Source organism: Ottowia sp. (assembly GCF_016703145.1).
Taxonomy (GTDB): Bacteria; Pseudomonadota; Gammaproteobacteria; order Burkholderiales; family Burkholderiaceae_C; genus Ottowia.
Genome location: NZ_JADJCO010000002.1, coordinates 394911 through 416283, shown reverse-complemented (window position 1 = coordinate 416283; position 21373 = coordinate 394911). Strand labels below are relative to the sequence as shown.

Here is a 21373-nt window from a genome sequence, read left to right as displayed (position 1 = left end):
GCGCCAGCAGCTATCAAATTTGCATGTCCGGGCCTGCCCTCAATCGGCCTTCAGCCCTTCCTTCTGGATCACTTCGCGCATGCGGGCGGAATCGGCCTGCACGCGCCTGGCGAAGTCGGCGGGGCCTTCGTAGTCGGGGTACATCGCCGACAGCTGCAACTGCTCGCGCACGCCGGGGCTTTGCAGCACCTGGCGCATGTGCTCGGCCATCCTGTCCACGATGGCCCGGGGCGTGCCCTTGGGCGCGAAGATGCCGAACCAGCTGCCCGAGTCGATGGTGAAGCCCTGCTCCTTCAGCGTCGGAATGTCGGGCAGCTCGGGGTTGCGCTGGTCGCTGGTGGTGGCCAGGCCCTTGAGCTCGCCGGCCTTCACGCGCGGCGCGGTCACCGGGTCGTACATGAGGTCGATGCGGCCGCCCATCAGGTCGGTCATCGACTCCACGGCGCCCTTGTAGGGCACGTGCACGGCGTCGATGCCGGTCTGCTTGTGCAGCAGCACGCCCGTCAGGTGCACGACGGTGCCCACGCCGTTGGAGGCGAAGGTGTACTTGCCCGGGTTGGCCTTGGCGCTGGCGACGAACTCCTTGTAGTTGTTGAACGGCGCGTCCTTGCGTGTCGTCACCAGGCCGTAGGACGAGCTGAGCTTGGCCACCGGGATGAAGCTGTCCAGCGAATAGCCCACCTTGCGCAGCCAGGGCGCGATGGTGACCGTGGCCATGGGCGTGACGAAGAACGCGTAGCCGTCGGGCGCCGCGCGCGCCGCGTATTCGGTGCCCAGGGTGGCGCCGGCGCCAGGCTTGTTCTCGACGATGACGGGCTGGCCCAGCAGCCTGGTGACGCGGTCGGCGACGAAGCGCGTGATGATGTCCGACGAGCCGCCGGGCGGGTACGGCGTGATGAAGTGGATGGGCTTGGTCGGCCAGTCCTGCGCGAACGCCGGCGCGGACAGGATGAACAGGCTGCCCAGCAGGGACAGGGCGGCGGCGCGGCGTGAGAGGGTCATGGTGCGGACTCCTTGAGCGATGCGGGTGATCAGCGGCCGGTGAACCTGGGCGGGCGCTTTTCCTTGAACGAGGCCACGCCTTCCTGGATGTCCTCGCTGTTGGCGATGCCGTCCAGCATGGCCCGCTGAGGGTAGTAGCGCTCGGTGGGCGACAGCGGCAGGGTGTCGCGCGCGATGGCCTTCATGGCCTGCACCACCAGCGGGGCGTTGGCGGCGATCTTGCCCGCCAGCTCCAGCGCGGCGGCCAGGCCCTGGCCCTGGGGCACGACGCGGTTGACCAGCCCGATCTCGTAGGCGCGCTGCGCGCTCATCGGGTCGCCGGTCATCAGCCATTCCAGGCCGGCCTTGTACTGCATGCGCGGCGGAAAGCCCGCCATCACGCCGGCGAAGGCGCCGATCTTGGCCTCGGGGTAGAGGAACTGCGCCTGCTCCTCGGCCACCGCCAAATCGGCCAGCATGACGAAGGTGGAGCCCGCGCCGACGGCGAAGCCGGTGACGGCGCAGATGATGGGCTTGTCGCAGCGCACCGAGAAATTGGGCATGGCGCGCCAGATGTCCTTGGGCATGTCGCGCAGGTCGGCGCCGGCCGAGAAGGCCTGCCCGCCCGCGCCGGCCAGCACGGCCACGCGGTCGTCGGCGGACGCCGCGAAGCAGGCCCAGGCCTCGCTGAGGCCGCGCACGACCTCGTTGTTGATGGCGTTGCGGGCGTCGGCGCGGTTGATGGTGATCAGCGCGATGCCGTCCCGGGATTCGTAGGTGGTGGCGGTCATGAAGAGGTGTTCCTGTGGGTCGATTGAAAAGTTCAAGAAGCCAGGGTGGCGCGCGCATCGGCGGCGGCGACGCGGGGGCCGGCGACGAAGAGCGGGTTGATGTCCAGCTCGCGCAGGCGCCCGCGCGAGGCCAGCGCCAGGTCGCCCAGCCGGACGATGACGTCGGCGATGGCGTCCAGGTCGACGGCGGGGCGGCCCCGGTAGCCCGTCAGCAAGGGCAGGCTGCGCAGGCGGCCGAGCATGGCGCGCGCCGCCGCGTGGGACACGGGTGCGGGGGCGAGCTGCACGTCCTTCATCAGCTCCACCAGCACGCCGCCGGCGCCGACCATCACGAAGGGGCCGAAGTCGGGGTCGTGCTGCACGCCGAGGATCAGCTCGGCGTCGGCGCGCCACATCTCGGTGACGAGGTAGCCGTCGAGCCGGTCCACGCCGGCGGCGCGGGCGGCCTCGGCGATCTGCGCGCAGGCGGCGCGCACCGCGTCGTCGCCCTGCACGCCCAGCTTGACGCCGCCGACGTCGCTCTTGTGCACGATGCGCGCGCTGACCGCCTTGATGGCGACCGGCCCGCCCAGCGCGCGGCCGGCCTGCACGGCGACGTCGGCGTCGGGGGCGAAGCGCCAGGCCGTGGTGGGGATGTCGGCGGCCTCGACGAGGCGGCGCGCATCGGGCTCGGTGAGGAAGCCGTCCGCCAGGCCGGCCGGAATGGCCGCGTCCCGGCCCGGCGCCGCGGCCGGCTCGGGCGCTTCCCGGTGGGCCAGCACGGCGGCCACTTTCAGCGCGTCGTGCGGGCTGTCGAAGTAGCCGTGCCCGGCCTCGCGCAGCATGCGGCGCGCGATGTCGCCGTGGTTGCCTGCGCCCTGCACGAACAGCAGCGGCTTGGCCGAACGGTCGGCGGCGGCGATGGCGGCCCGCGCCACGTTCTCCTGCCCCGGCTGGGTGGTGAGCAGCAGGATGCCGGCGCCCACGGCCGCATCGCGCATCGCCCGGTCCAGCGCGATGCCGATGGAGCCGCCGGCCACCTGGGGGTCGGGCGGCGCGGCGTGGTTGAGCATGCCGAAGTCGAACGGCAGTTGCCGGTGCGTGGCCGGCAGCACGGCGGCCACCGCCTGCCGCGTGGCGTCGGACAGCTCGGGCAGCACGAGGCCGTGCGCCTCCAGCGCGTCGGTCAGCAGCGCGCCGCCGCCGCCCGAGCCGGAGAAGATGGCCACGCCGTTGCCGGCGGCGCGCTTGCCGCGCTGCAGCAGCAGCGCGCCCTGCAGCAGGTCGTAGATGGTCTCGAACAGGTACACGCCCCAGCGGCGGCAGGTGGCCTCGAAGGCGGGCCAGGCGCCGGCCAGGCTGGCGGTGTGCGAGGCGGCGGCCTTGGCGCCGGCCTCGCTGCGGCCGGATTTGGCGATGCACACGGGCTTGCCGGCGGCGGCGGCGCGGGCCAGCAGCGCGGTGAAGCGCGGCGCGTCCTTCACGCCTTCCATGTACAGGCTGATGACGTCGGTCTTCGGGTCGTCGATCAGGTATTCGAAGAAGTCGTTCAGGTCCAGGTCGGCCTGGTTGCCGACCGACACGGTGGACGAGAAGCCGGCGCCGATGTCGATGCCGCGCGAGATCATCGCGCCCATCAGCGCGCCGCTCTGGCTGGCCATGCCGATGCCGCCGGCGGGCAGCTTGTCGAGGGTGCCCATCACCACGCCGGTGGTCGCGCACAGGCCGTGGTGGGCGTTCATCAGGCCCATGCAGTTGGGGCCGATCAGGCGCACGCCGCCGGCGCGCGCGAGGGCCACGATCTCCTCCTCGTCGGCGCGGCCCCGCGGGCCGGTCTCCGCGAAGCCCGCCGTGATGCACAGCGCGCAGCCGACGCCCTTGGCCACGCAGTCCTCGACGGCCGCGCGCACGTGGTCGCGCGGTACCAGCAGGATGGCCAGATCCACCGGCCCCGGGCAGTCGCGCAGCGAGGGGTAGGCCGGCAGGCCCATCAGCTCGGTGGCGCGCGCGTTGATGGGGTACAGCGGCCCGACGTGACGGTGGAGCAGCATGTAGCGCAGCAGGCGGCCACCCCATTTCTGCTCGTCGCCCGAGGCGCCGACGATGGCGACGGACTGGGGGTGCAGGATCTCGCGGACGGTGCGCGAGGGCGGGAGAAGCGGGTTGTTCACGGCGGTCTCGGTCCTATGCGGGGGTTCATTCAGCGGGCCATGGCGGCGCGGTCCGGGTCACTTGATCCCGATGGCGGGCAGCAGCTCGGCGTACACCCTGAGGTCGCTCTCCAGGCCCTTGCGCAGGGCCTCCGGGGTCTGCCAGGACGCGATCGAGTTGGCGCGCGCGAACGCGTCCTGCACGTCCTTCTGCTCCAGCACCTGGTGCAGCGCACCGGACAGCCGGGACAGGATGGCGGCGGGCGTGCCCTTGGGCGCCACCAGGCCCCAGCCCGAGGCCTGCGTGCTGGTGATGTCGAACCCGGCCTCGCTGAGCGTGGGCACCTGGGGCAGGTCGGGGTGGCGCCGGCGGTAGAGCGTGGCCAGCGGGCGCACCCGGTCGGCCTTCACCATGGGGGTGATGGCGCCGTCGATGATGAAGTCGATCTCGCCGGCCACCAGCGCGTTGACGGCGGCGGCCGAGCCCTTGAAGGGCACGTGCAGCACCTGGATGCCGGTGTCGCGCGCCAGCGTCAGCCCGTAGACGTGGCCCGCCGACGCCTCGCCGGCCGAGCCGAAAGCGAGCTTGCCGGGGTTCTGCTTGGCGTAGTCGACGAACTGCTTGACGTTCTCGATCGGCAGCGTCTTGCGCACGGCCATCACGGCGATGTAGTCGGCCACGCCGCCGATGATCTCGAAGCTGTCGAGGCTGTAGGTCAGCTTGCGCAGGTTGGGCAGCGTGGTGAAGCTGGAGGCGGCGGCCAGCAGCAGCGTGTGGCCGTCGGGGTGCGCGTTGGCGACCAGCTCGGTGCCGATCTGGGTCGTGCCGCCGGGCTTGTTGTCGACGAAGATGTTGGCGTTCAGCCGCCGGGCCAGGTGCTCGGCGACCAGCCGTCCCAGGATGTCGGACGAGCCACCGGGCGGGAACGGCACCACCAGGCGGATGGGCGCCGAGGGCCAGGGCTGCTGGGCCCGCGCGCTCGGCGCCAGCAGGATCTGCGGCGCCGCCAGCACCAGGGGCAGCGCCAGTCGCAGGCGTTGAGGTTTTTGCATGGAAGTCGAGCCTTTCGTTGGTTGCGATCGAAGGGGCGCGATGATGACCAGCGCCGCCCGGGGAGGGAACGATCCTTTTCTTGTTTGCTTATGCGCTCCGGTCGGCGCCCGAAGCGGTGTCTTGAATGATTTTGGTCATGAGCCAGCGTCCATACTGCGTCTCCTGCTATTGATCTGATAGTTCACCCGATGGCCTGGGCGCGCCCGGGCGCCGGCTGCGGTAGGCCTGCACGCGGGCGGCCAGGCCGGGTTGGCAGGCCGACTGCACCAGGGCCGCGAGATCGGCGTCCCGGCGGTCCGGGCGCGACGCGGCCTTCAGGCGCGCGTAGGTGGCACGGTCCACGGCCAGCGGCGGCGGTGGCGCCGGCCCGCCGTCGTCGGCGCCGGGCAGGACGGCGGTGACGAACCCGCGCGCCAGCGCCTCGTCGCACCCGATGCGGCGGCCGTGGCCCACCCAGTCCAGCGCCGCCTGCGAGCCCACCACCTGCGCCAGCCGCCGCGTGCCCAGCACCAGGCCGAAACCGGCGCCCGGAAAGCGCCATTCGGTGCCCGGCGCGGCGTAGCGCAGGTCGCAGGCGGCGAACAGGTCGGCGCCCGCGCCCCAAGCGCGGCCCTGCGCCACGGCCACGGTGCGCAACGGCGCGTGCCAAACCAGGCTCAGCAACTGCTCGATGCGGGCGAAGCGCCACAGCAGCGGGCCGTCGCGGGGGGCGCCGCCGCCCTGGGTGGTGTCCGTGTCGGCGCCCAGGTCGAAGCCGGTGCAGAAATGCGGGCTCTCGCCGCGCAGCACCAGCGTGTGGACCGACGCATCGGCCGCGGCGCCGTCCACCGCCGCCATCAGTTGCTCGACCAACGCCTCCGACAGGGCGTTGCCGCGCCGGGGCTGGGCCAGCGTGAGGGTGGCCACGCCCTCGGCGCTGGCCTGGTGCAGCAGGACCGTGGTGCCGTTCATAGCCGCGCGCGCACCTCGCTGGAGCGGTCCCACAGGTTGGGCACCGGCGTGGAAGAGTAGCCCGAGACGAAGGGCCTGGCCGCGCCCGAGACCGGATCGAAGACGTGCCGCGCCACCGCGCCGATGTTGGCGCCGTAGACGTGGATGCTGATCGAGACGCGGTCGTCGAAGGCGTTGGCCACGAGGTGGATGTCGCCGGTGGCGGGCGACACCATCTCGATGCCGCCCGGCTCCAGGCGCGCCACGGGTCCGTCGAGCCGCAGCGCGCCGCCAGCGTCGCGGTGGTACCGCTGGCCGGTCTCGGCGCCGCGCAGCATGCCGATCAGCCCCCACACCTGGTGGTCGTGGATCGGCGTGCGCTGGCCCGGTCCCCAGACGAAGCTGACCACGCTGAAGCGCTCCAGCGGGTCGCAGTGCAGCAGGTGCTGCTGGTAGTGCTCGGGATGGGGCTGGGCGCAGGCCTCGGGCAGCCAGCCGTCGGTGGCGATCAGCCGGGCCAGCAGGGCGCGCACCTCGTTCACGTGCCCGGCCTCGGGCAGGCGCCGGTCGGCCAGCCGCGTGGCCTCGGCGACGAAGGCGCGCAGCGGGGCGATGCGGTCCGCCGGGGCGCTCATCGCACGGCCTCCAGCGGGGTCTGCCCGCGCAGCGCGGCGCCGTGCTCGTCCAGCGCCGGCGGGCGCGTATCGACCGCCGGCGCCGCGCCATCGAAGCGCACGGGGCAGCCCACGGTGCGGGTGGCGCGGCCGCGTGGCAGCGTCATGGGTTGCACCAGCCCCAGGTGCGCCGCCTGCGGATCGGCCAGCGCCTCGGCGAAGCCGTTGATCGGCGCCGACGGCACGCCCGCGGCGGCGAAGCGGCCGACCCAGTCATCGACGCCGCTGGCGGCGAACGCGGCTTCGAGCAGGTCCCTGAGCGCCGCCTGGTTCGCGGCCCGCAGCGCCGTGGTGGCGAAGCGCGCGTCCTCCAGCAGGTGCGGCAGGCCGGTCACGTCGCAGACGGCGCGCCACAGCTTCTGGTTGCCGGCGGCGATGGCGAACCAGCCATCGGCGCAGCGGAACGCCTGGTACGGCGCGTTGCGCGGGTGCGCCGAGCCCAGCCGGCGGGGGTTGCGGCCGGTGCCGAAGTATTCGCTGGTCTGCAGCGCGCCCACCGCCAGCGTGGTGGCGAACATGGGCACGTCGATGTGGCAGCCGGCGCCGGCCGGGTCGGCGCGCAGCCGGGCCAGCGCGGCGGCGATGGAGAAGGCCGCGTACAGCCCGGCGGTGAAGTCCGAGATCGGCACGCCGCACTTCACCGGCGCGCCCTCGGTCTCGCCGGTGACGCTCATCACGCCGGCGGCCGCCTGCATCGTCAGGTCGAACCCGCCCTCGCCCGCGCGCGGCCCGTCCTGCCCGTAGGCCGAGATGGAGCAGTAGATCAGCGACGGTTTGCGCGCGCGGAACCACGGCCAGCCCAGGCCCAGGCGCTCCATGGCGCCGGCGCGGTTGTTCTCCACCAGCACGTCGGCCTCCAGCACCAAGCGCCGCGCCAGTTCGAGGTCGGCCGGGTTCTTCAGGTCCAGGGCGATGGATTGCTTGGAGCGGTTGAGCGACGCGAAATTCTCCGAATCCCCGTCGTGGATGGGCGGCCACTGGCGCAGCGTGTCGCCCTCGGGCGGCTCGATCTTGACCACCTGGGCGCCGTAGTCGGCCAGCAGCATGCCGCAGAATGGTCCTGCCGCGACCTGGCAGAACTCCACGACCTTGACGCCCGACAACGGGCCGATGGGTGTGCTCATGGGGTTTGTCTCGATGATCGGAATCTGACCGGAAGGCCGCGCCTCGCCGATGCCGGGGCATGGTAGACGGTTCCGTATTTCAGCGCTATCTTTCCACCTTTCAGAACAATGGCCCGGGCGATCGCGCGGTTTTCGCCGCGCGGCGAGATGAGGAGACCCTCGGATGAACAACACCCTCGTCAAGGGGCTGCAACTGCTGGAGCTGCTGTCGGCGCGCGACGGCGCCGCCGGCATCAGCGAGCTGGCCGACGCGCTGCAGCTCGGACGCAGCAACGTGCACCGGCTGCTGCAGGCGCTGGTCGAGCTGGGCTACGTGACGCAGGAGGGCGAGCGCGGCAGCTACCGCGCGTCGCTGAAGATCTGGGAGCTGGGCGCCCGCGCGCTGCGGCGGCTGGACTTCCGCGAGGCGGCGGCGCCGGCCATGCGCCAGTTGCTGGCGCAGAGCAACGAGACCGTGCACCTGTCGGTGCTGAGCGGCGACGAGGTGATCTACATCGACAAGCTCGACAGCCCCGAGCCGGTGCGCGCCTATTCGGTCATCGGCGGGCGTGCCCCGGCGTACTGCGTGGCCACCGGCAAGGTGCTGCTGGCCTGGCGCGAGGCGCCCGCCTCATCGCTGCTGGCGGTGCGCCCGCTGCACGCCCACACGCCCAGCACCGCGCCCGACACGGCGGCGCTGGCGCTGGAATTGGAACGCGTGCGCCGCCAGGGCTTTGCCATCAACCGCGGCGAATGGCGAGCGAGCGTCTGGGGCATCGCCAGCCCGCTGCGGAGCGCGAACGGCCGCGCCATCGCGGCCCTCGGCATCTCCGGCCCGGCCGAGCGCATCCGCAAGAAGGGCGTGCGCCAATTGGCGCGGCTGGTGGTCGATGCGGCGGCGCTGGCCTCGGCCACGCTCGCCCGGCATGGCGACGTCGATCACTGAGGAGGAGGATGCCGGCGGAAACCGGAAAAATAGCGAAACTGGCCTTGAGCCCGCGCGGAACAAGCGCCTACAGCTATCTAATCAATAGCAATCGATATCACCGCGATGGTGGGCTGGCGCGTGCCCCCACCGGTGATGCTGGCCCCGAGGCCGGATGGCGGCCCCGGGGTGGCCCATCCCGGGCCGGGGATTCAGGCGGACGGCTGGAAGCCCATCACCGCCTTGACTTCGAGGAAGTCCTTGAAGCCGTGCTCGCCCCACTCGCGCCCGTTGCCCGACTGCTTGTAGCCGCCGAAGGGCGCGGACGGGTCGGGGCCGGCGCCGTTCAGGTGCACCATGCCCGTGCGCATGCGCGAGGCCACGCGGCGCGCGCGCTCCAGGCTGCCCGACTGCACGTAGCCCGACAGGCCGTAGGGCGTGTCGTTGGCCATGCGGATGGCGTCCTCCTCCGTGTCGTAGGGGATCATGACCAGCACCGGGCCGAAGATCTCCTCGCGCGCGATGGTCATGTCGTTGCGCACGTCGGCGAACACGGTGGGCTTGACGAAGTAGCCCTTGTCCAGTCCGTCCGGCCGGCCGGTGCCGCCGGCCACCAGCGTGGCGCCTTCGTCGATGCCTTTCTGGATCAGGCCCTGGATTTTGTTGAATTGCAGCTCGCTCACCACCGGGCCCATGTGCATGCCCTCGGCGGACGCGTCGGCCACCTTGATCGATTCGGCGGTGGCCTTGGCGGCGGCCATGGCGCGCGCGTGCAGCGCGCGCGGCACGAACATGCGGGTGGGCGCGTTGCAGCTCTGGCCGGAGTTCATCATGATGGCCTGCACGCCCTGGGTGACGGCCTTTTCCAGGTCGGCGTCGTCCAGCACGATGTTGGCGGACTTGCCGCCCAGCTCCTGCGCCACGCGCTTGACGGTGTCGGCCGCGGCCTTGGCGACGGCGATGCCGGCGCGGGTGGAGCCGGTGAAGGTCATCATGTCGATGCCGGGGTGGATGGACATGGCCTCGCCCACGCCCGGCCCGTCGCCGTTGACCAGGTTGAACACGCCGGGCGGCACGCCGGCCTCGTGCAGCACCTCGGCCACCAGCATGGCGTTGAGCGGCGCCACCTCGGAGGGCTTGAGCACCATGGTGCAGCCGGCCGCCAGGGCGGGCGCCACCTTGCACATGATCTGGTTGATGGGCCAGTTCCAGGGCGTGATCATGCCGACCACGCCCACCGGCTCATGCACGATGCCGGTGGTGCCGTGCACCTGCTCGAAGGGGAAGTTCTTGAGCACCTCGATGGTGGTGGCCAGGTGGGCCACGCCCATGGCGGCCTGCGCGGCCTTGGACAGCCACAGCGGCGCGCCCATCTCCTGCGAGACGGCCACGACGATGTCGCCGTAGCGCTTCTGGTAGACCTCCAGCACCTTGCCCAGCAGCGCCAGGCGTTCCTCGCGGGTGGTTTGCGAGAAGGTCTCGAAGGCGCGCCGGGCGGCGGCCACGGCCTTGTCGACGTCGGCGGCCGAACCCATGCTGATGCGGGCGATGGCCTCCTCGGTGGAGGGGTTGATGACCTCCAGCGTGCGGGACTGGGCGGGGTCCACCCATTGGCCGTCGATGTAGAACTGCAGATGGTCTTTCATGCGCTTGTCTCCTTGGTTGCGATGCAGCGGATGGGCGGCGCCCCCCGCGGGGCGCCGCCGGTTCACGCGGCGGGTTTTTTCGGTGCCGGGACGGCCATGGTCGGTTACTTGGGCCGGATCGCGTCCGCCGTGCCCTGGATGAAGGCCTTGATGGCTTCCACGTCGTCGTTGGACAGCTTGCCCGTGAAGTCGGGCATGCCACGCGACATGGCCGGCCCCTTGAAGATGAAGTTGGGCAGGTTTTCGATGTAGGCCGCGTCCATGTAGGCCAGGTTGGGCAGCGCGCCGCCGCGCTCCACGCCGGGCAGGCCGTGGCAGGCGTAGCAGTTGGCCACGTACAGGGCCGCGCCCAACTGGGCCTTGGCCGGATCGTACTTCACGCCCTGGAGCAGCTTGCCCATGCGGTATTCGACGAACGGCGGCATCTTGGCCGTGCCGCCGACCGCGAAGGTGTAGACGGTGCCCGGGTTCTGCCGCTCGGTGGCGCGCGTGCCCATGCCGGCCGAGCCGCCCCAGCCCACGGCGATCGAGACGTACTGCTTGCCGTCCACCATGTAGCTGTTGGGCGCCGCCACCACGCCGGTGCCGGTGGGCGTTTCCCACAGCTTTTCGCCGCTGGTCGCGTTGTAGGCCACCAGGCGGCCGTCGGCCGTGCCCTGGAACACCAGGTTGCCGGCCGTGCTGAGCGTGCCACCGTTCCAGGGCGCCACGTGCTCCACGCGCCAGACTTCCTTTTGCGCCACCGGATCCCAGGCCAGCAAGCGGCCCATGGGCTTGCTCTTGGGCGGCTCGGCCCCCACCAGCTTGGCCGTGTTCCAGCCCGTGCCCGAGCCGTAGCGCATGGGCCCGGCTTCGTTGAACTTCCACTGCCTGTCGTCCACCATCGCCACCGGAATGTGCTGCGCCGGCAGATAGACCAGGCCCGTCTTGGGGTTGAAGGACATGGGGTGCCAGTTGTGGGCGCCGTTGGGGCCGGGGATCATCTCGGCCACGCTGTCGTCGCGCGCCGCAGCGATCTCGATCGGGCGGCCCTTCTTGTCGTAGCCGGTGGCCCAGTTCACGTCCACGAAGTTCTTGGCCGAGATGAACCGGCCGTTGGTGCGGTCGATGACGAAGAAGAAGCCGTTCTTGGGCGCGTGCAGGATCACCTTGCGCGGCTTGCCGCCGACCTTGATGTCGGCCAGGATCATCGGCTGCGTGGCGGTGTAGTCCCAGTTCTCGCCGGGCGTCTCCTGGTAGTGCCACTTGTACTTGCCGGTGCCCGGGTCCAGCGCGACGATGGAGCTGAGGTACAGGTTGTCGCCGCCCTTGGGACTGCGCGCCTTCTGCGACCAGGGCGAGCCGTTGCCCACGCCCACGTACATGGTGTTCAGCTCGGGGTCGAAGGTCATCGTGTCCCACATGGTGCCGCCGCCGCCGGCCTCCCACCACTTGCCGCTGGGGTCCCAGGTCTTGGCGGCGCGCCGCATGGACTCGTCCTCGAAGGGCTTGGAGGGGTCGCCCGGCACGCTGTACCAGCGCCACTTCTGCGCGCCGGTCTCGGCGTCGTAGGCGGTGATGAAGCCGCGCACGCCGTACTCGCCGCCGCCGTTGCCGATGATCACCTTGCCCTTGAACACGCGCGGCGCGCCGGTGATGGTGTACGCGCCCTTCTGGCCCTCGATGGTGTTCTTCTCCCACGCCACCTTGCCGGTGGCGGCGTCCAGCGCGATCAGGCGGCCGTCGAAGGCGCCGACGTAGACCTTGCCCTTCCACAGCGCCACGCCGCGGTTGACCACGTCGCAGCAGCCCTTGTAGCCGATGGTGCGGTCCACCTGCGGATCGAAGGTCCACAGCTTCTGGCCGGTGCGCGCGTCGATGGCGTGCACCACGCTCCACGAAGCGGTGACGTACATGACGCCGTCCACCACCACCGGCGTGGCTTCGACGCCGCGGGTGGACTCCAGGTCATACGACCACGCCAGGCCGAGGTCCTTGGCGTTGGCGGCGTTGATCTGGTCAAGCCGGCTGTAGCGCGTCTCGGCGTAGTCCAGGCCGATGGTCGGCCAGTCGGGCGTCTTGGCGGTGTTGGCGCGGACGAAGGCGCCATCCACGCGCTGGACGGCCGCTGCACGGTTGCCCGCGGCCTGCTGGGCCGACGCGGGCGCGGCGCCCAGGCACAAAAGAACGCCGAGCGCCAGCCCGGTGGTACGGAAGTTCATCGATGTCTCCTTGTTGTTGCTTCCACGACAGCGGCAGTCTAGAACATCGCGCGCCCTCCGGCTTGTCCCCTGGCGCGACGGCCTGTCCCTCGCGCCTGCCATTTATTGAACAAACCAGACGATAGCCCGCATGGATACTGCGCCAGCAGCTATCAAATTTGACTAACTCGTTCAGAACCGATAGGTGCCGTTCACGCCCACCGTCCAGTGGCGGCCGGGCGCCGGCTCGAAGTAACGGGCATTGCCTTCGTTGACGATGACGGAGCCGATGTACCGCCGGTCGAACAGGTTGTCCACGCGCGCGAAGGCATTGAACTCCCAGCTCTGCCAGCGCCGCAGGTAGCCTGCGTGCAGCGCGGCCACCGCGTGGCCGGCCGCGCGCGCGGTGTTGCGGTCGTTGGCCTGCACGGCGGACAGCGCGCGGACCTCGACGCCGGCGCGCCAGCCTTGCGGCGGCGCCCAGCCGACGGCGACGTAGAGCGCCCGCGGCGCGATGCCGGGAATGCGGTTGCCGGCCGCGACCCCGCCGTCGGCGCCGCAGGGCGCGGGCGCGCAGAAGGCGTCGCGGTAGCGCGCGTCCAGCCAGGTGGCGGCGATCTGGGTGCGCCAGTGGTTGTGCGTCTCGTGCTGCCAGGACAGCTCGAAGCCGCGGCGCCGCGTGCGGCCGGCGTTCTGGAAGGTGGCGCGGCCGCCGGTGTTGGCGAGGGTCACGATCTCGTCCCGCGTGCCAGTCTGGAACACGGCGGCGGTGAGCAGGCCGCCGGCCAGACGCGCCTTGGCGCCCAGCTCGACACTGGTGTTGAGGGACGGCCGCAGCGCGAAGTTGACCCCGCCCGCGCCGCCGGGGCGGTAGGCGATCTCGTTGAGCGTGGGGGTCTCGAAGCCGCGCCCGGCCGCCACGTAGAAGGCCAGGTCGCGCGTGGCCTGGTAGCGCAGCGCGGCGGTGGGCAGCAACCGGGCGTGGCGCACCGACCCGCTGTCGTCGCCGTTCGGGCCCGCGACGTAGCCGTCCTGGGACGAGAAGCGCACGCTGCTGCGGCGCAGGCCGGCATCCAGCCGCCAGCGGTCGTGAAACTGCCAGGTGCCCTGCACGTAGGGGTCGGCGTTGCGGGCGGTGTTGCGCTCGTCGCGGCGCAGCCGGCCCCGCACGCCGAGTTGCGGGTCGGCCACGGTGCCCAGGTAGTTCTCGTGGCCGCGGCGGTGCTCGCGCAGGCTGTCGTAGGCCAGGCCGGCCACCAGTTCGAAGGGCCGCGCGGCCAGTTGCGTGCGCGTGCTCCAGCGCAGATCGAACCCGGCGTAGGCGCGCGCCAGGTCGATCACGCCGCCGGCGTGCAGGGGGTTCTGCTGGGCCGCCGGCGGAATCGACTGGAACTGCGTGGTGCGGCGCTCGCCGCCGTAGACCATGAGCCGGAGCTCGTCCGTGGCGCCCAGGCGCCGTTCGTACAGCAGCCCAAGCTGGGTCTGCTCCACGCTCTTGCGCGTGTCGTACTGCGCCGCCAGGGCCGCGCCGCGCGGGTTCTGCGCCACCTGCTCGGCCGACAGGCCCAGCGGGTCCTGCGCGCGGATGCGCACGTGGTTGGCGACCAGGGTGAGCTTGTCGCCGCCGTCCAGCGCCAGGCCGAACTTGGCGTTGAGGATGTCGCGGTCGGCCGCGCTGCGGGCGCGCCAGCCGTCGGTATGGAAATGGCTGCCGCTGACCACGTAGCCCAGCCGGCCGCTGGCGCCGCTGAACTTGAAGCCGGTGCGCGAGGTGCCGAAGCTGCCGCCGGCGGCCGAGACGCTCAGCCGGGGCGGGCCGGCGCCGTCCTCGGTGAAGACCTGCACCACGCCGCCGCTGGAGTTGCCGTACAGCGCCGAGAACGGGCCGCGCAGCACCTCCACGTGATCGGCCGAGCCGATGTCGATGTTGGACGTCTGCCCCTGCCCGTCGGGCATGGTGGCCGGAATGCCGTCCACGTACAGGCGCACGCCGCGCACGCCGAAGGTCGAGCGCGCGCCGAAGCCGCGCACCGACAGCTGCAGGTCCTGCGCCAGGTTCTGGCGGTTCTGCAGCCGCAGGCCGGGCACGCCGTCCAGGCTTTCGGACAGGTGCACCTGCAGCCGGTTCTCGCGCATCTGCTCGCCCTCCACCCGGTCCACCGACCCGGCCACGTCGAAGGCCGGCACGGGGCCGCGCGGCGTCGAGACGGTGACTTCCGGCAGTGCGGGCGCCCTTGCGCCCACGCTCCCGCCTTCGGCTTCGGGCGCCTGCGACCAGGCGCGCAGGGGCAACCCGATCAGCGCGCCCGCCGCCACCCAGGCGGCCGACCGGCGCCAGACGGGGAACGGCCGAGTGCGGGCGCCCGCGGGCTCCATGGCCTCTTCGGAGGCCCCATAACGCCCCCAAGGGTCGGAAATATCGTGTTTCATGGCCCCTTTATAGCTGAGCCCCCTGGCCGGATCAGGCGCCGGTGCGGCCAACGTCCTGGACGGGCCGCCACCAGAACCGCCCTCACCCCCCTTGAACTGGCGGAATTTGCCTTTATGATTAGCACTCGTTGGAGATGAGTGCTAACAATGCGCTCGCCCATCGCCTTCCGGCCTGGTGCGCGGCCGGCAACCGCCGCGTCCCTGGCCTTCCATCCTTCGCATCTCGTACTTGAACACAGGAGCACCCATGAAACTGCGCCCCCTCGCCGATCGCGTGATCGTCAAGCGCCTCGAAAACGAAACCAAGACCGCCTCGGGCATCGTGATCCCCGACAACGCCGCCGAGAAGCCCGACCAGGGCGAGGTGCTGGCCGTGGGTCCGGGCAAGATGGACGACGACGGCGACCGCCTACCCATGAACGTGAAGGTCGGCGACCGCGTGCTGTTCGGCAAGTACAGCGGCCAGACCGTCAAGGTGGACGGCGACGAGCTGCTGGTGATGAAGGAAGACGACCTGTTCGCCGTCGTCGAGAAGTAATCCGCCCACCTCGGACACTCTCAATTCAATAGCTGGCGGCGCAATATCCACGCGGGCCAGCACCCTTTTTTATTCAAATTTCTAGGAGCCAAGGCAAATGGCAGCAAAAGACGTAGTTTTCGGCGGCGAAGCCCGCGCCCGCATGGTCGAAGGCGTGAACATCCTGGCCAACGCGGTCAAGACCACCCTGGGCCCGAAAGGCCGCAACGTGGTGCTGGAGCGCTCGTTCGGCGCCCCCACGGTGACCAAGGACGGCGTGTCCGTCGCCAAGGAAATCGAGCTGAAGGACAAGCTCCAGAACATGGGCGCGCAGATGGTCAAGGAAGTCGCTTCCAAGACCAGCGACAACGCCGGTGACGGCACCACCACCGCCACCGTGCTGGCCCAGGCCATCGTGCGCGAAGGCATGAAGTACGTGGCCGCCGGCATGAACCCGATGGACCTGAAGCGCGGCATCGACAAGGCCGTGATCGCAGCTGGTCGAGCAGCTGAAGAAGGCCAGCAAGGCCACCACCACCAGCAAGGAGATCGCCCAGGTCGGCTCCATCTCCGCCAACTCCGACGAGTCGATCGGCAAGATCATCGCCGACGCGATGGACAAGGTCGGTAAAGAGGGCGTGATCACCGTCGAGGACGGCAAGAGCCTGGACAACGAGCTGGACGTGGTCGAAGGCATGCAGTTCGACCGCGGCTACCTGTCGCCCTACTTCATCAACAACCCCGAGAAGCAGGCCGCCGTCCTGGACAACCCCTACGTGCTACTGTTCGACAAGAAGATCAGCAACATCCGCGAGCTGCTGCCCACGCTGGAAGCCGTGGCCAAGGCCGGCCGTCCGCTGCTGATCATCGCCGAAGAGGTCGAGGGCGAGGCCCTGGCCACGCTGGTGGTCAACACCATCCGCGGCATCCTGAAGGTCGTCGCCGTCAAGGCGCCCGGCTTCGGCGACCGCCGCAAGGCCATGCTGGAAGACATCGCCATCCTGACCGGTGGCAAGGTCATCGCCGAGGAAGTGGGCCTGTCGCTGGACAAGGTGACGCTGGCCGACCTGGGCCAGGCCAAGACCATCGAAGTGGGCAAGGAAAACACCACCATCATCGACGGCGCCGGCAAGGCCGAGGACATCGAAGCGCGCGTCAAGCAGATCCGCGTGCAGATCGAGGAAGCCACCAGCGACTACGACCGCGAGAAGCTGCAGGAGCGCGTGGCCAAGCTGGCCGGCGGCGTGGCCGTCATCAAGGTGGGCGCCGCGACCGAAGTCGAGATGAAGGAGAAGAAGGCCCGCGTGGAAGACGCCCTGCACGCCACCCGCGCCGCGGTGGAAGAAGGCATCGTGGCCGGTGGCGGCGTGGCGCTGCTGCGCGCCAAGCAGGCCGCGGGCGACATCAAGGGCGCCAACCCCGACCAGGACGCCGGCATCAAGCTGGTGCTCAAGGCCATCGAGTCGCCCCTGCGCGAGATCGTCTACAACGCCGGCGACGAAGCCAGCGTGGTGGTCAACAAGGTGCTGGAAGGCACGGGCAACTTCGGCTACAACGCCGCCAACGGCGAGTACGGCGACATGATCGACATGGGCATCCTGGACCCGACCAAGGTGACCCGCACCGCGCTGCAGAACGCCGCCTCCGTGGCCGGCCTGATGCTGACGACCGAGGCCATGGTCGCCGAGTCCCCGAAGGACGACGCGCCCGCCGGCGGCATGCCCGGCGGCATGGGTGGAATGGGCGGCATGGGCGACATGGGCATGTGATGCCCTTCACCCGGAGAGCCCGGCTCCTCGGGTGGCCTGTCCCAGGCCCATCAAGAAAAGGCGCGGCGAGTCCGCGCCTTTTTCTTTTTCATGACCCGTCCTGCCCAGGGTTGACACCTTTTCCTTCGAGCAGGGGCAGAGGCGTCGCGGTTGGTGCCGGGCGCCGCGCCGCGCAGCACGAAGCGCGCGTCCACCCCGTTGCCGCCGCAGGTGGGCCAGCAGGTGTTCGCCGAGTCGCGGCTGGCGCGCCAGGCCAACCGCGGTGGACTCATGCGAAGTGTTTTGCGCGTTGCGGTAAAGGACTTTAAAGCTGGCGCTTGCCACACTGTTCGCGGCAGTCCAGGAGTCGGTCGGGCTGCAGGCTAACCCGACCGACTCCCAGGGCAGTCACTGCCGCGCCGCGCGTGCGCAAGACCCGTCCACGAACCCAAGGAGTCAAACCATGCTGCTGAAACACTCTCTCCTCGCCCTCACCTGCACCCTGGCGGCGGCCGGCGTCGCCGCTGCGCCATCGCAGGGTGTGTCCAAGGACCAGATCACGTTGGGCACCATCCAGGACCTGTCCGGCCCGGCGGCGAGCCTCGGCAAGCAATTGCGCATGGGCATGCAGTTGCGCGTGGACGAAGTCAATGAACAAGGCGGCGTGAACGGCCGCAAGATCAATCTGAAGGTGGAAGACTCGGGCTTTGACCCCAAGCGCGCCGTGCTGGCGGCGCAGAAGCTGGTCAACCAGGACCAGATCTTCGCCATGGTCGGCCACCTCGGCACGGCGGCGAACATCGCCGCCTTCCCGGTGCTGTTCGAGAAGAACGTGATCAGTTTCCTCCCGATCGCGGGCGCGCGCGAGATGTACGAGCCGCTGCACCGGCTGAAGTATTCCTTCGCCGTCCCCAGCTACGATCAGATGCGACTGGCGCTGCCCAGGCTGGCCAAGGAGAAGGGTGCCAGGAAACTGTGCGCCATCTACCAGGACGATGAGACCGGGCTGGAGGTGCTGCGCGGCGCCGAGGCCGGCGCGCGGTCGATTGGCATGGAGCTGGCCGAGAAGACCAGCTTCAAGCGTGGCGCCACCGACTTTTCCTCGCAGGTGGCTCGAATGAAGGCGGGCGGCTGCGACTTCGTGGTGCTGGGCAGCCTCATCCGCGAAACCATCGGCACCATCGGCGAGGCGCGCAAGACCGGCTTCTCCCCCACCTTCCTGGGGTTCAACGGGGCCTACAGCGACCTGATCCCCAAGCTGGGGGGCAAGGCCATGGACGGCCTGTACGCGACCATGACCGTGCAGCACCCCTACCTCGACGAGGCCTCGCAGCCACTGCGCTTCTGGGCCAACAAGTACAAGACCAGATACAACGAAGACCCCGGGGTGTACTCAACCTACGGCTATATCCTGCTGGACACCTTCATCAAGGGCGCGCAGAAGGCAGGGCCCGACCTGAGCACCGACAGCTTCATCAAGGCGATGGACAGCATGACCATCCCGCCCGACATCTTCGGCGCGCCCCAGGGGACGTTCTCGCCCACTCAGCGCCTGGCAACCGATGTCTCGCGCCTGTCGCAGATCCAGGACGGCCGGTGGAAGGTGGTGTCGGACTACCTCAAGTAGAGGCGGTCGCCGTGCTGAGCGACGTTCAGGCCAGATCGGTGTTTCCCAAGGTGCATGCGCAGGCCTCGATTTCAGTCATGGACGCCCCTGTCGCCATGAGCTGTTCCAACAGCTCGGCACCCAAGGCCGCGCTGAGTTCGCGTACCGCGTGGACCCGAAAGCGTGCCCCTGCCCGCACTGGCGTTCCAATACCCCGCCATGCCGCGTCCGCGTAGCCGACCAGACAGGCTGCGCTGCGCGGGCGACCCTCGCCCAGGGCCAGCTTGGCCAGGAGATCGCTGAACATGGGCAAACCCACCCAGCGCTCGGCGCGGCAGCACTGCAGGAAATCCGCCATCACCTCGCGCGCTTCGGCGAACGCATGCTTCGCCAGCAGGGCGCGGGCCAGGTGGCCCAGCGGTTGAACAGGTTGCCTGATGCCCAGGGCACGCTCGCGCGCAATGGCCTCGCGGCTGCGAGCGATCGCGGCCTCGGTGTGCCCGAGCACCAGTTCAATCATGGCGATCCGGGTGACGAATGCGTTCGCCATGATCGTGTGGCCGCTCTGCTCGGCTTGGCGCAACGCCGACACGGCCACCTGGCGCGCCAGTTCGGGCCGGCCCAGCAGAAAGTGAACGATGTCTTCCACCCAACAACGATGCAGGCGAAGCGAGGCTGGCCACTCGGGATCTTCCAGCCGTCGAATTTCGTGCAAGAGGGGCTCGAGGCGTGCGGTCGCAGGACGCCCGCTGCCGGTGACGAAGCACAGCGCGAGATACAGTCCCAGCCGGTCACCCGCCCGGCGATAGATCTCGCTCGCGCGCAGGGCCCAGTCGTGCATCAGTCGATGGGCGCACCAGGCCATGCTCAGTGACCGATGCAGCCAGAAGTCCGCCACCACCACCGAATCCGGGAGCAACGCCGCGGCCGCCTCGGCATTGGCACAACGGTCCCGAAACTCCTGAATCAGTCCGATGCTGAAGAACAGGAAACCTGAATGGGCCAGGAGTTGCACGGCCAGGCCGGGCTCAGCGTGGGCACACCAGTCAAGCGCGGCGCGCAAATTGTCGAGATCGGCGCCATAGGCCGCGACCCAGCGGGAGTCCTCGGTGGTCAGGTAGTCCTGCTTGGCTCGTTTGAACACCTCGAGAATCGCCAACGCATGCTGGCGCCGTACGGCCTGCGTTTTGCCATTGCGCGCCAGCAGCAAGCGGGCATGATCGCGCACGCCTTCGAGCAGCCGGTAGCGCGGCGGTTCGGCCTGGCTCGCGACGACCAGCGAGCGGTCGATCAACTCGGAGAGCGCTTCGACCGCTGCCATCTCATCCATGTCTTCACGCTCGCCCTGCGCCAGCAGGATCGCGGCGTCGAGCGAGAACCCCCCTGCGAAGACCGACAGGCGCCGAAAGAGGGTTTGCACCGCTGGCGACAGCAATCCGTAGCTCCAGTCGAGCGCGGCCTGCAGTGTCCGTTGCCGGGGCAGGGCGGCACTGTCGTGAGCCTCGGCAAGGATCGCCGTGCCGCGCATCAATCTGGCTTGCAATCCGCTTGCTCCGAGCAGCGGCATGCGTGCCGCAGCCAGCTTCAGCGCGAGGGGCAGCCCCTCCAGGCGGCGGCAGATGCCCACGACGGCACCGACGTTGGCCGCCGTCAGTTCGAACGTCTGGTCGCTGGCGCCCGCCCGCTCGGCGAACAGCGCGACGGCCCCGTACTGCAGGGCCTCGGCTGGCGGCGGATCATATGCCGGCACGCTCAGGGGGCCCAGGCGAAACAGGTGCTCGTCCGTCACTTTCAGCGGCGCCTGGCTGGTGACCAGCAGGTGCAGGCCAGGCGCCGCGCGCACGAGCGCATCCGCCAGTCGCGCCACCGCGGCGAGCAGATGTTCGGCGTTGTCCAGCACCAGCAGCAACTGCCTTTGGGTGAGCGCCGCTGCCAGGGCCAATACCGGGTCCGCATCGCTGCTCGCCGGGACCCGCATCGCGCGCGCCACGGTGCTGGCGACCAACGCAGGGTCCGCCACACCGGCGAACTCGACCCAGGCCACGCCGTCGTGCCACAGATGCTCGCAGCGGCATGCCGCCGCCAGGGCCAGCGAGGTCTTGCCCATGCCACCCGCGCCCAGCACGGTGATCAGGTGCTGCTGTTCGAGCATGTCACACAGGTCGGTCAACTCCGTGTCCCGGCCCAGCAGTGCTTGCCCCAGGGGCGGCAGGCCGGTGGCCGAGGAAGTGGCCAGGAAGGCCGCCAGCGCCGCTGGAGGCTCCCCAGGCTGCAGCGCCAACTGGTATCCACGGCCAGGCACGGTAACGATCGCCTGTGCCCCCAGCACCTTGCGCAGCGCCAGAACTTGCACGGCCAGGTTGTTCTCTTCCACGGCGACGCCGGGCCACACGGCGTCGTAGAGTTCGCCGCGGCTGACGATCTGTCCCTGCCGCCGGGCCAGCGCGGCCAGCAGGTCCAGCGCGCGGCCGCCCAACGGAACCGGCCGGCCGTTCGCCAGCAGGCAACGCTGTCCTGGCCGTAACTCGAAATGGCCGAAGCGGTGTTCCTCGATCACGCCTCCTCCAACGGTTGTTTTGCTCAGCGTTATATGCGAAATCGTCGGCGCAACGCCTGCGGCACGTTCTTGATCGTGGACGCGCAGAGCGTGAAGAACACG

At 70.1% G+C, this 21373-nt stretch carries 14 protein-coding genes and 1 pseudogene; 4 read left to right on the top strand and 11 right to left on the bottom strand.

Going from position 1 to position 21373, the window contains the following annotated elements; genetic code table 11:
- Positions 1-39: 39 nt before the first annotated feature.
- The 7 genes from IPG65_RS02160 to IPG65_RS02130 all read right to left on the bottom strand — a co-directional run bounded on the left by IPG65_RS02160 (position 40) and on the right by IPG65_RS02130 (position 7683).
- The gene (locus IPG65_RS02160) at positions 40-1002 is read right to left on the bottom strand and encodes a tripartite tricarboxylate transporter substrate binding protein (protein WP_293187650.1); all 963 of its coding nucleotides are present in this window, start codon (positions 1000-1002) and stop codon (positions 40-42) included.
- Between the two features lie 29 nt (positions 1003-1031).
- Positions 1032-1772, bottom strand: a complete 741-nt coding sequence (locus tag IPG65_RS02155; RefSeq protein WP_293187649.1) for an enoyl-CoA hydratase-related protein — start codon at positions 1770-1772, stop codon at positions 1032-1034.
- A 32-nt stretch (positions 1773-1804) separates the two neighbouring features.
- Positions 1805-3922 (bottom strand): acetate--CoA ligase family protein, encoded by a 2118-nt coding sequence (locus IPG65_RS02150; RefSeq protein WP_293187648.1) that lies wholly within the window; start codon positions 3920-3922, stop codon positions 1805-1807.
- Positions 3923-3979: 57 nt separating this feature from the next.
- Positions 3980-4954, bottom strand: coding sequence for a tripartite tricarboxylate transporter substrate binding protein (locus tag IPG65_RS02145; RefSeq protein ID WP_293187647.1), 975 nt, complete (start codon positions 4952-4954; stop codon positions 3980-3982).
- A 166-nt stretch (positions 4955-5120) separates the two neighbouring features.
- A complete protein-coding gene (locus IPG65_RS02140; protein ID WP_293187646.1) occupies positions 5121-5906 on the bottom strand; it encodes an enoyl-CoA hydratase/isomerase family protein in 786 nt (261 codons plus the stop codon).
- Positions 5903-6520 carry a cysteine dioxygenase gene (locus IPG65_RS02135; protein ID WP_293187645.1) on the bottom strand — a complete coding sequence of 206 codons (618 nt, stop codon included), beginning with the start codon at positions 6518-6520 and terminating at the stop codon, positions 5903-5905. The genes IPG65_RS02140 and IPG65_RS02135 overlap by 4 nt, the downstream gene beginning before the upstream one ends.
- Positions 6517-7683: a CoA transferase gene (locus IPG65_RS02130; RefSeq protein WP_293187644.1), complete on the bottom strand. Its 1167-nt coding sequence runs from the start codon at positions 7681-7683 to the stop codon at positions 6517-6519. The genes IPG65_RS02135 and IPG65_RS02130 overlap by 4 nt, the downstream gene beginning before the upstream one ends.
- Before the next feature lie 163 nt (positions 7684-7846).
- Here IPG65_RS02130 and IPG65_RS02125 point away from each other — a divergent pair, with 163 nt between their 5' ends.
- On the top strand, positions 7847-8608 hold the full coding sequence (locus IPG65_RS02125; protein ID WP_293187643.1) for an IclR family transcriptional regulator: 762 nt from the start codon (positions 7847-7849) through the stop codon (positions 8606-8608).
- A gap of 191 nt (positions 8609-8799) precedes the next feature.
- On the opposite strand, the gene IPG65_RS02120 is transcribed toward IPG65_RS02125, so the two are convergent.
- From IPG65_RS02120 to IPG65_RS02110, 3 genes are all read right to left on the bottom strand, one after another.
- Positions 8800-10233 carry an aldehyde dehydrogenase family protein gene (locus IPG65_RS02120; protein WP_293187642.1) on the bottom strand — a complete coding sequence of 478 codons (1434 nt, stop codon included), beginning with the start codon at positions 10231-10233 and terminating at the stop codon, positions 8800-8802.
- Positions 10234-10337: 104 nt separating this feature from the next.
- Positions 10338-12434: a PQQ-dependent dehydrogenase, methanol/ethanol family gene (locus IPG65_RS02115; protein WP_293187641.1), complete on the bottom strand. Its 2097-nt coding sequence runs from the start codon at positions 12432-12434 to the stop codon at positions 10338-10340.
- A gap of 171 nt (positions 12435-12605) precedes the next feature.
- Positions 12606-14789 (bottom strand): TonB-dependent receptor, encoded by a 2184-nt coding sequence (locus IPG65_RS02110; protein WP_293187640.1) that lies wholly within the window; start codon positions 14787-14789, stop codon positions 12606-12608.
- Positions 14790-15090: 301 nt separating this feature from the next.
- Between IPG65_RS02110 and groES the strand changes: the two genes are divergently transcribed.
- The 3 genes and pseudogenes from groES (at position 15091) to IPG65_RS02095 (ending at position 18735) form a co-directional block, all read left to right on the top strand.
- Positions 15091-15381 (top strand): co-chaperone GroES, encoded by a 291-nt coding sequence (groES, locus tag IPG65_RS02105; RefSeq protein ID WP_293187639.1) that lies wholly within the window; start codon positions 15091-15093, stop codon positions 15379-15381.
- Between the two features lie 97 nt (positions 15382-15478).
- Positions 15479-17129, top strand: a pseudogene (gene groL, locus IPG65_RS02100) (chaperonin GroEL).
- A gap of 442 nt (positions 17130-17571) precedes the next feature.
- Complete coding sequence (locus IPG65_RS02095) at positions 17572-18735, top strand: ABC transporter substrate-binding protein (protein ID WP_293187638.1); 1164 nt, start codon at positions 17572-17574, stop codon at positions 18733-18735.
- A 25-nt stretch (positions 18736-18760) separates the two neighbouring features.
- On the opposite strand, the gene IPG65_RS02090 is transcribed toward IPG65_RS02095, so the two are convergent.
- A complete protein-coding gene (locus IPG65_RS02090; RefSeq protein ID WP_293187637.1) occupies positions 18761-21271 on the bottom strand; it encodes a winged helix-turn-helix domain-containing protein in 2511 nt (836 codons plus the stop codon).
- Positions 21272-21373: the final 102 nt, after the last annotated feature.

Coding starts and splice junctions, on each gene's coding strand:
- IPG65_RS02120 (WP_293187642.1), bottom strand. CDS start 10,233: ATGAAAGACCATCTGCAGTTCTACATCGACGGCCAATGGGTGGACCCC.
- IPG65_RS02140 (WP_293187646.1), bottom strand. CDS start 5,906: ATGAACGGCACCACGGTCCTGCTGCACCAGGCCAGCGCCGAGGGCGTG.
- IPG65_RS02155 (WP_293187649.1), bottom strand. CDS start 1,772: ATGACCGCCACCACCTACGAATCCCGGGACGGCATCGCGCTGATCACC.
- IPG65_RS02125 (WP_293187643.1), top strand. CDS start 7,847: ATGAACAACACCCTCGTCAAGGGGCTGCAACTGCTGGAGCTGCTGTCG.
- IPG65_RS02135 (WP_293187645.1), bottom strand. CDS start 6,520: ATGAGCGCCCCGGCGGACCGCATCGCCCCGCTGCGCGCCTTCGTCGCC.
- IPG65_RS02095 (WP_293187638.1), top strand. CDS start 17,572: ATGCTGCTGAAACACTCTCTCCTCGCCCTCACCTGCACCCTGGCGGCG.
- IPG65_RS02110 (WP_293187640.1), bottom strand. CDS start 14,789: ATGGAGCCCGCGGGCGCCCGCACTCGGCCGTTCCCCGTCTGGCGCCGG.
- groES (WP_293187639.1), top strand. CDS start 15,091: ATGAAACTGCGCCCCCTCGCCGATCGCGTGATCGTCAAGCGCCTCGAA.
- IPG65_RS02160 (WP_293187650.1), bottom strand. CDS start 1,002: ATGACCCTCTCACGCCGCGCCGCCGCCCTGTCCCTGCTGGGCAGCCTG.
- IPG65_RS02115 (WP_293187641.1), bottom strand. CDS start 12,434: ATGAACTTCCGTACCACCGGGCTGGCGCTCGGCGTTCTTTTGTGCCTG.
- IPG65_RS02145 (WP_293187647.1), bottom strand. CDS start 4,954: ATGCAAAAACCTCAACGCCTGCGACTGGCGCTGCCCCTGGTGCTGGCG.
- IPG65_RS02130 (WP_293187644.1), bottom strand. CDS start 7,683: ATGAGCACACCCATCGGCCCGTTGTCGGGCGTCAAGGTCGTGGAGTTC.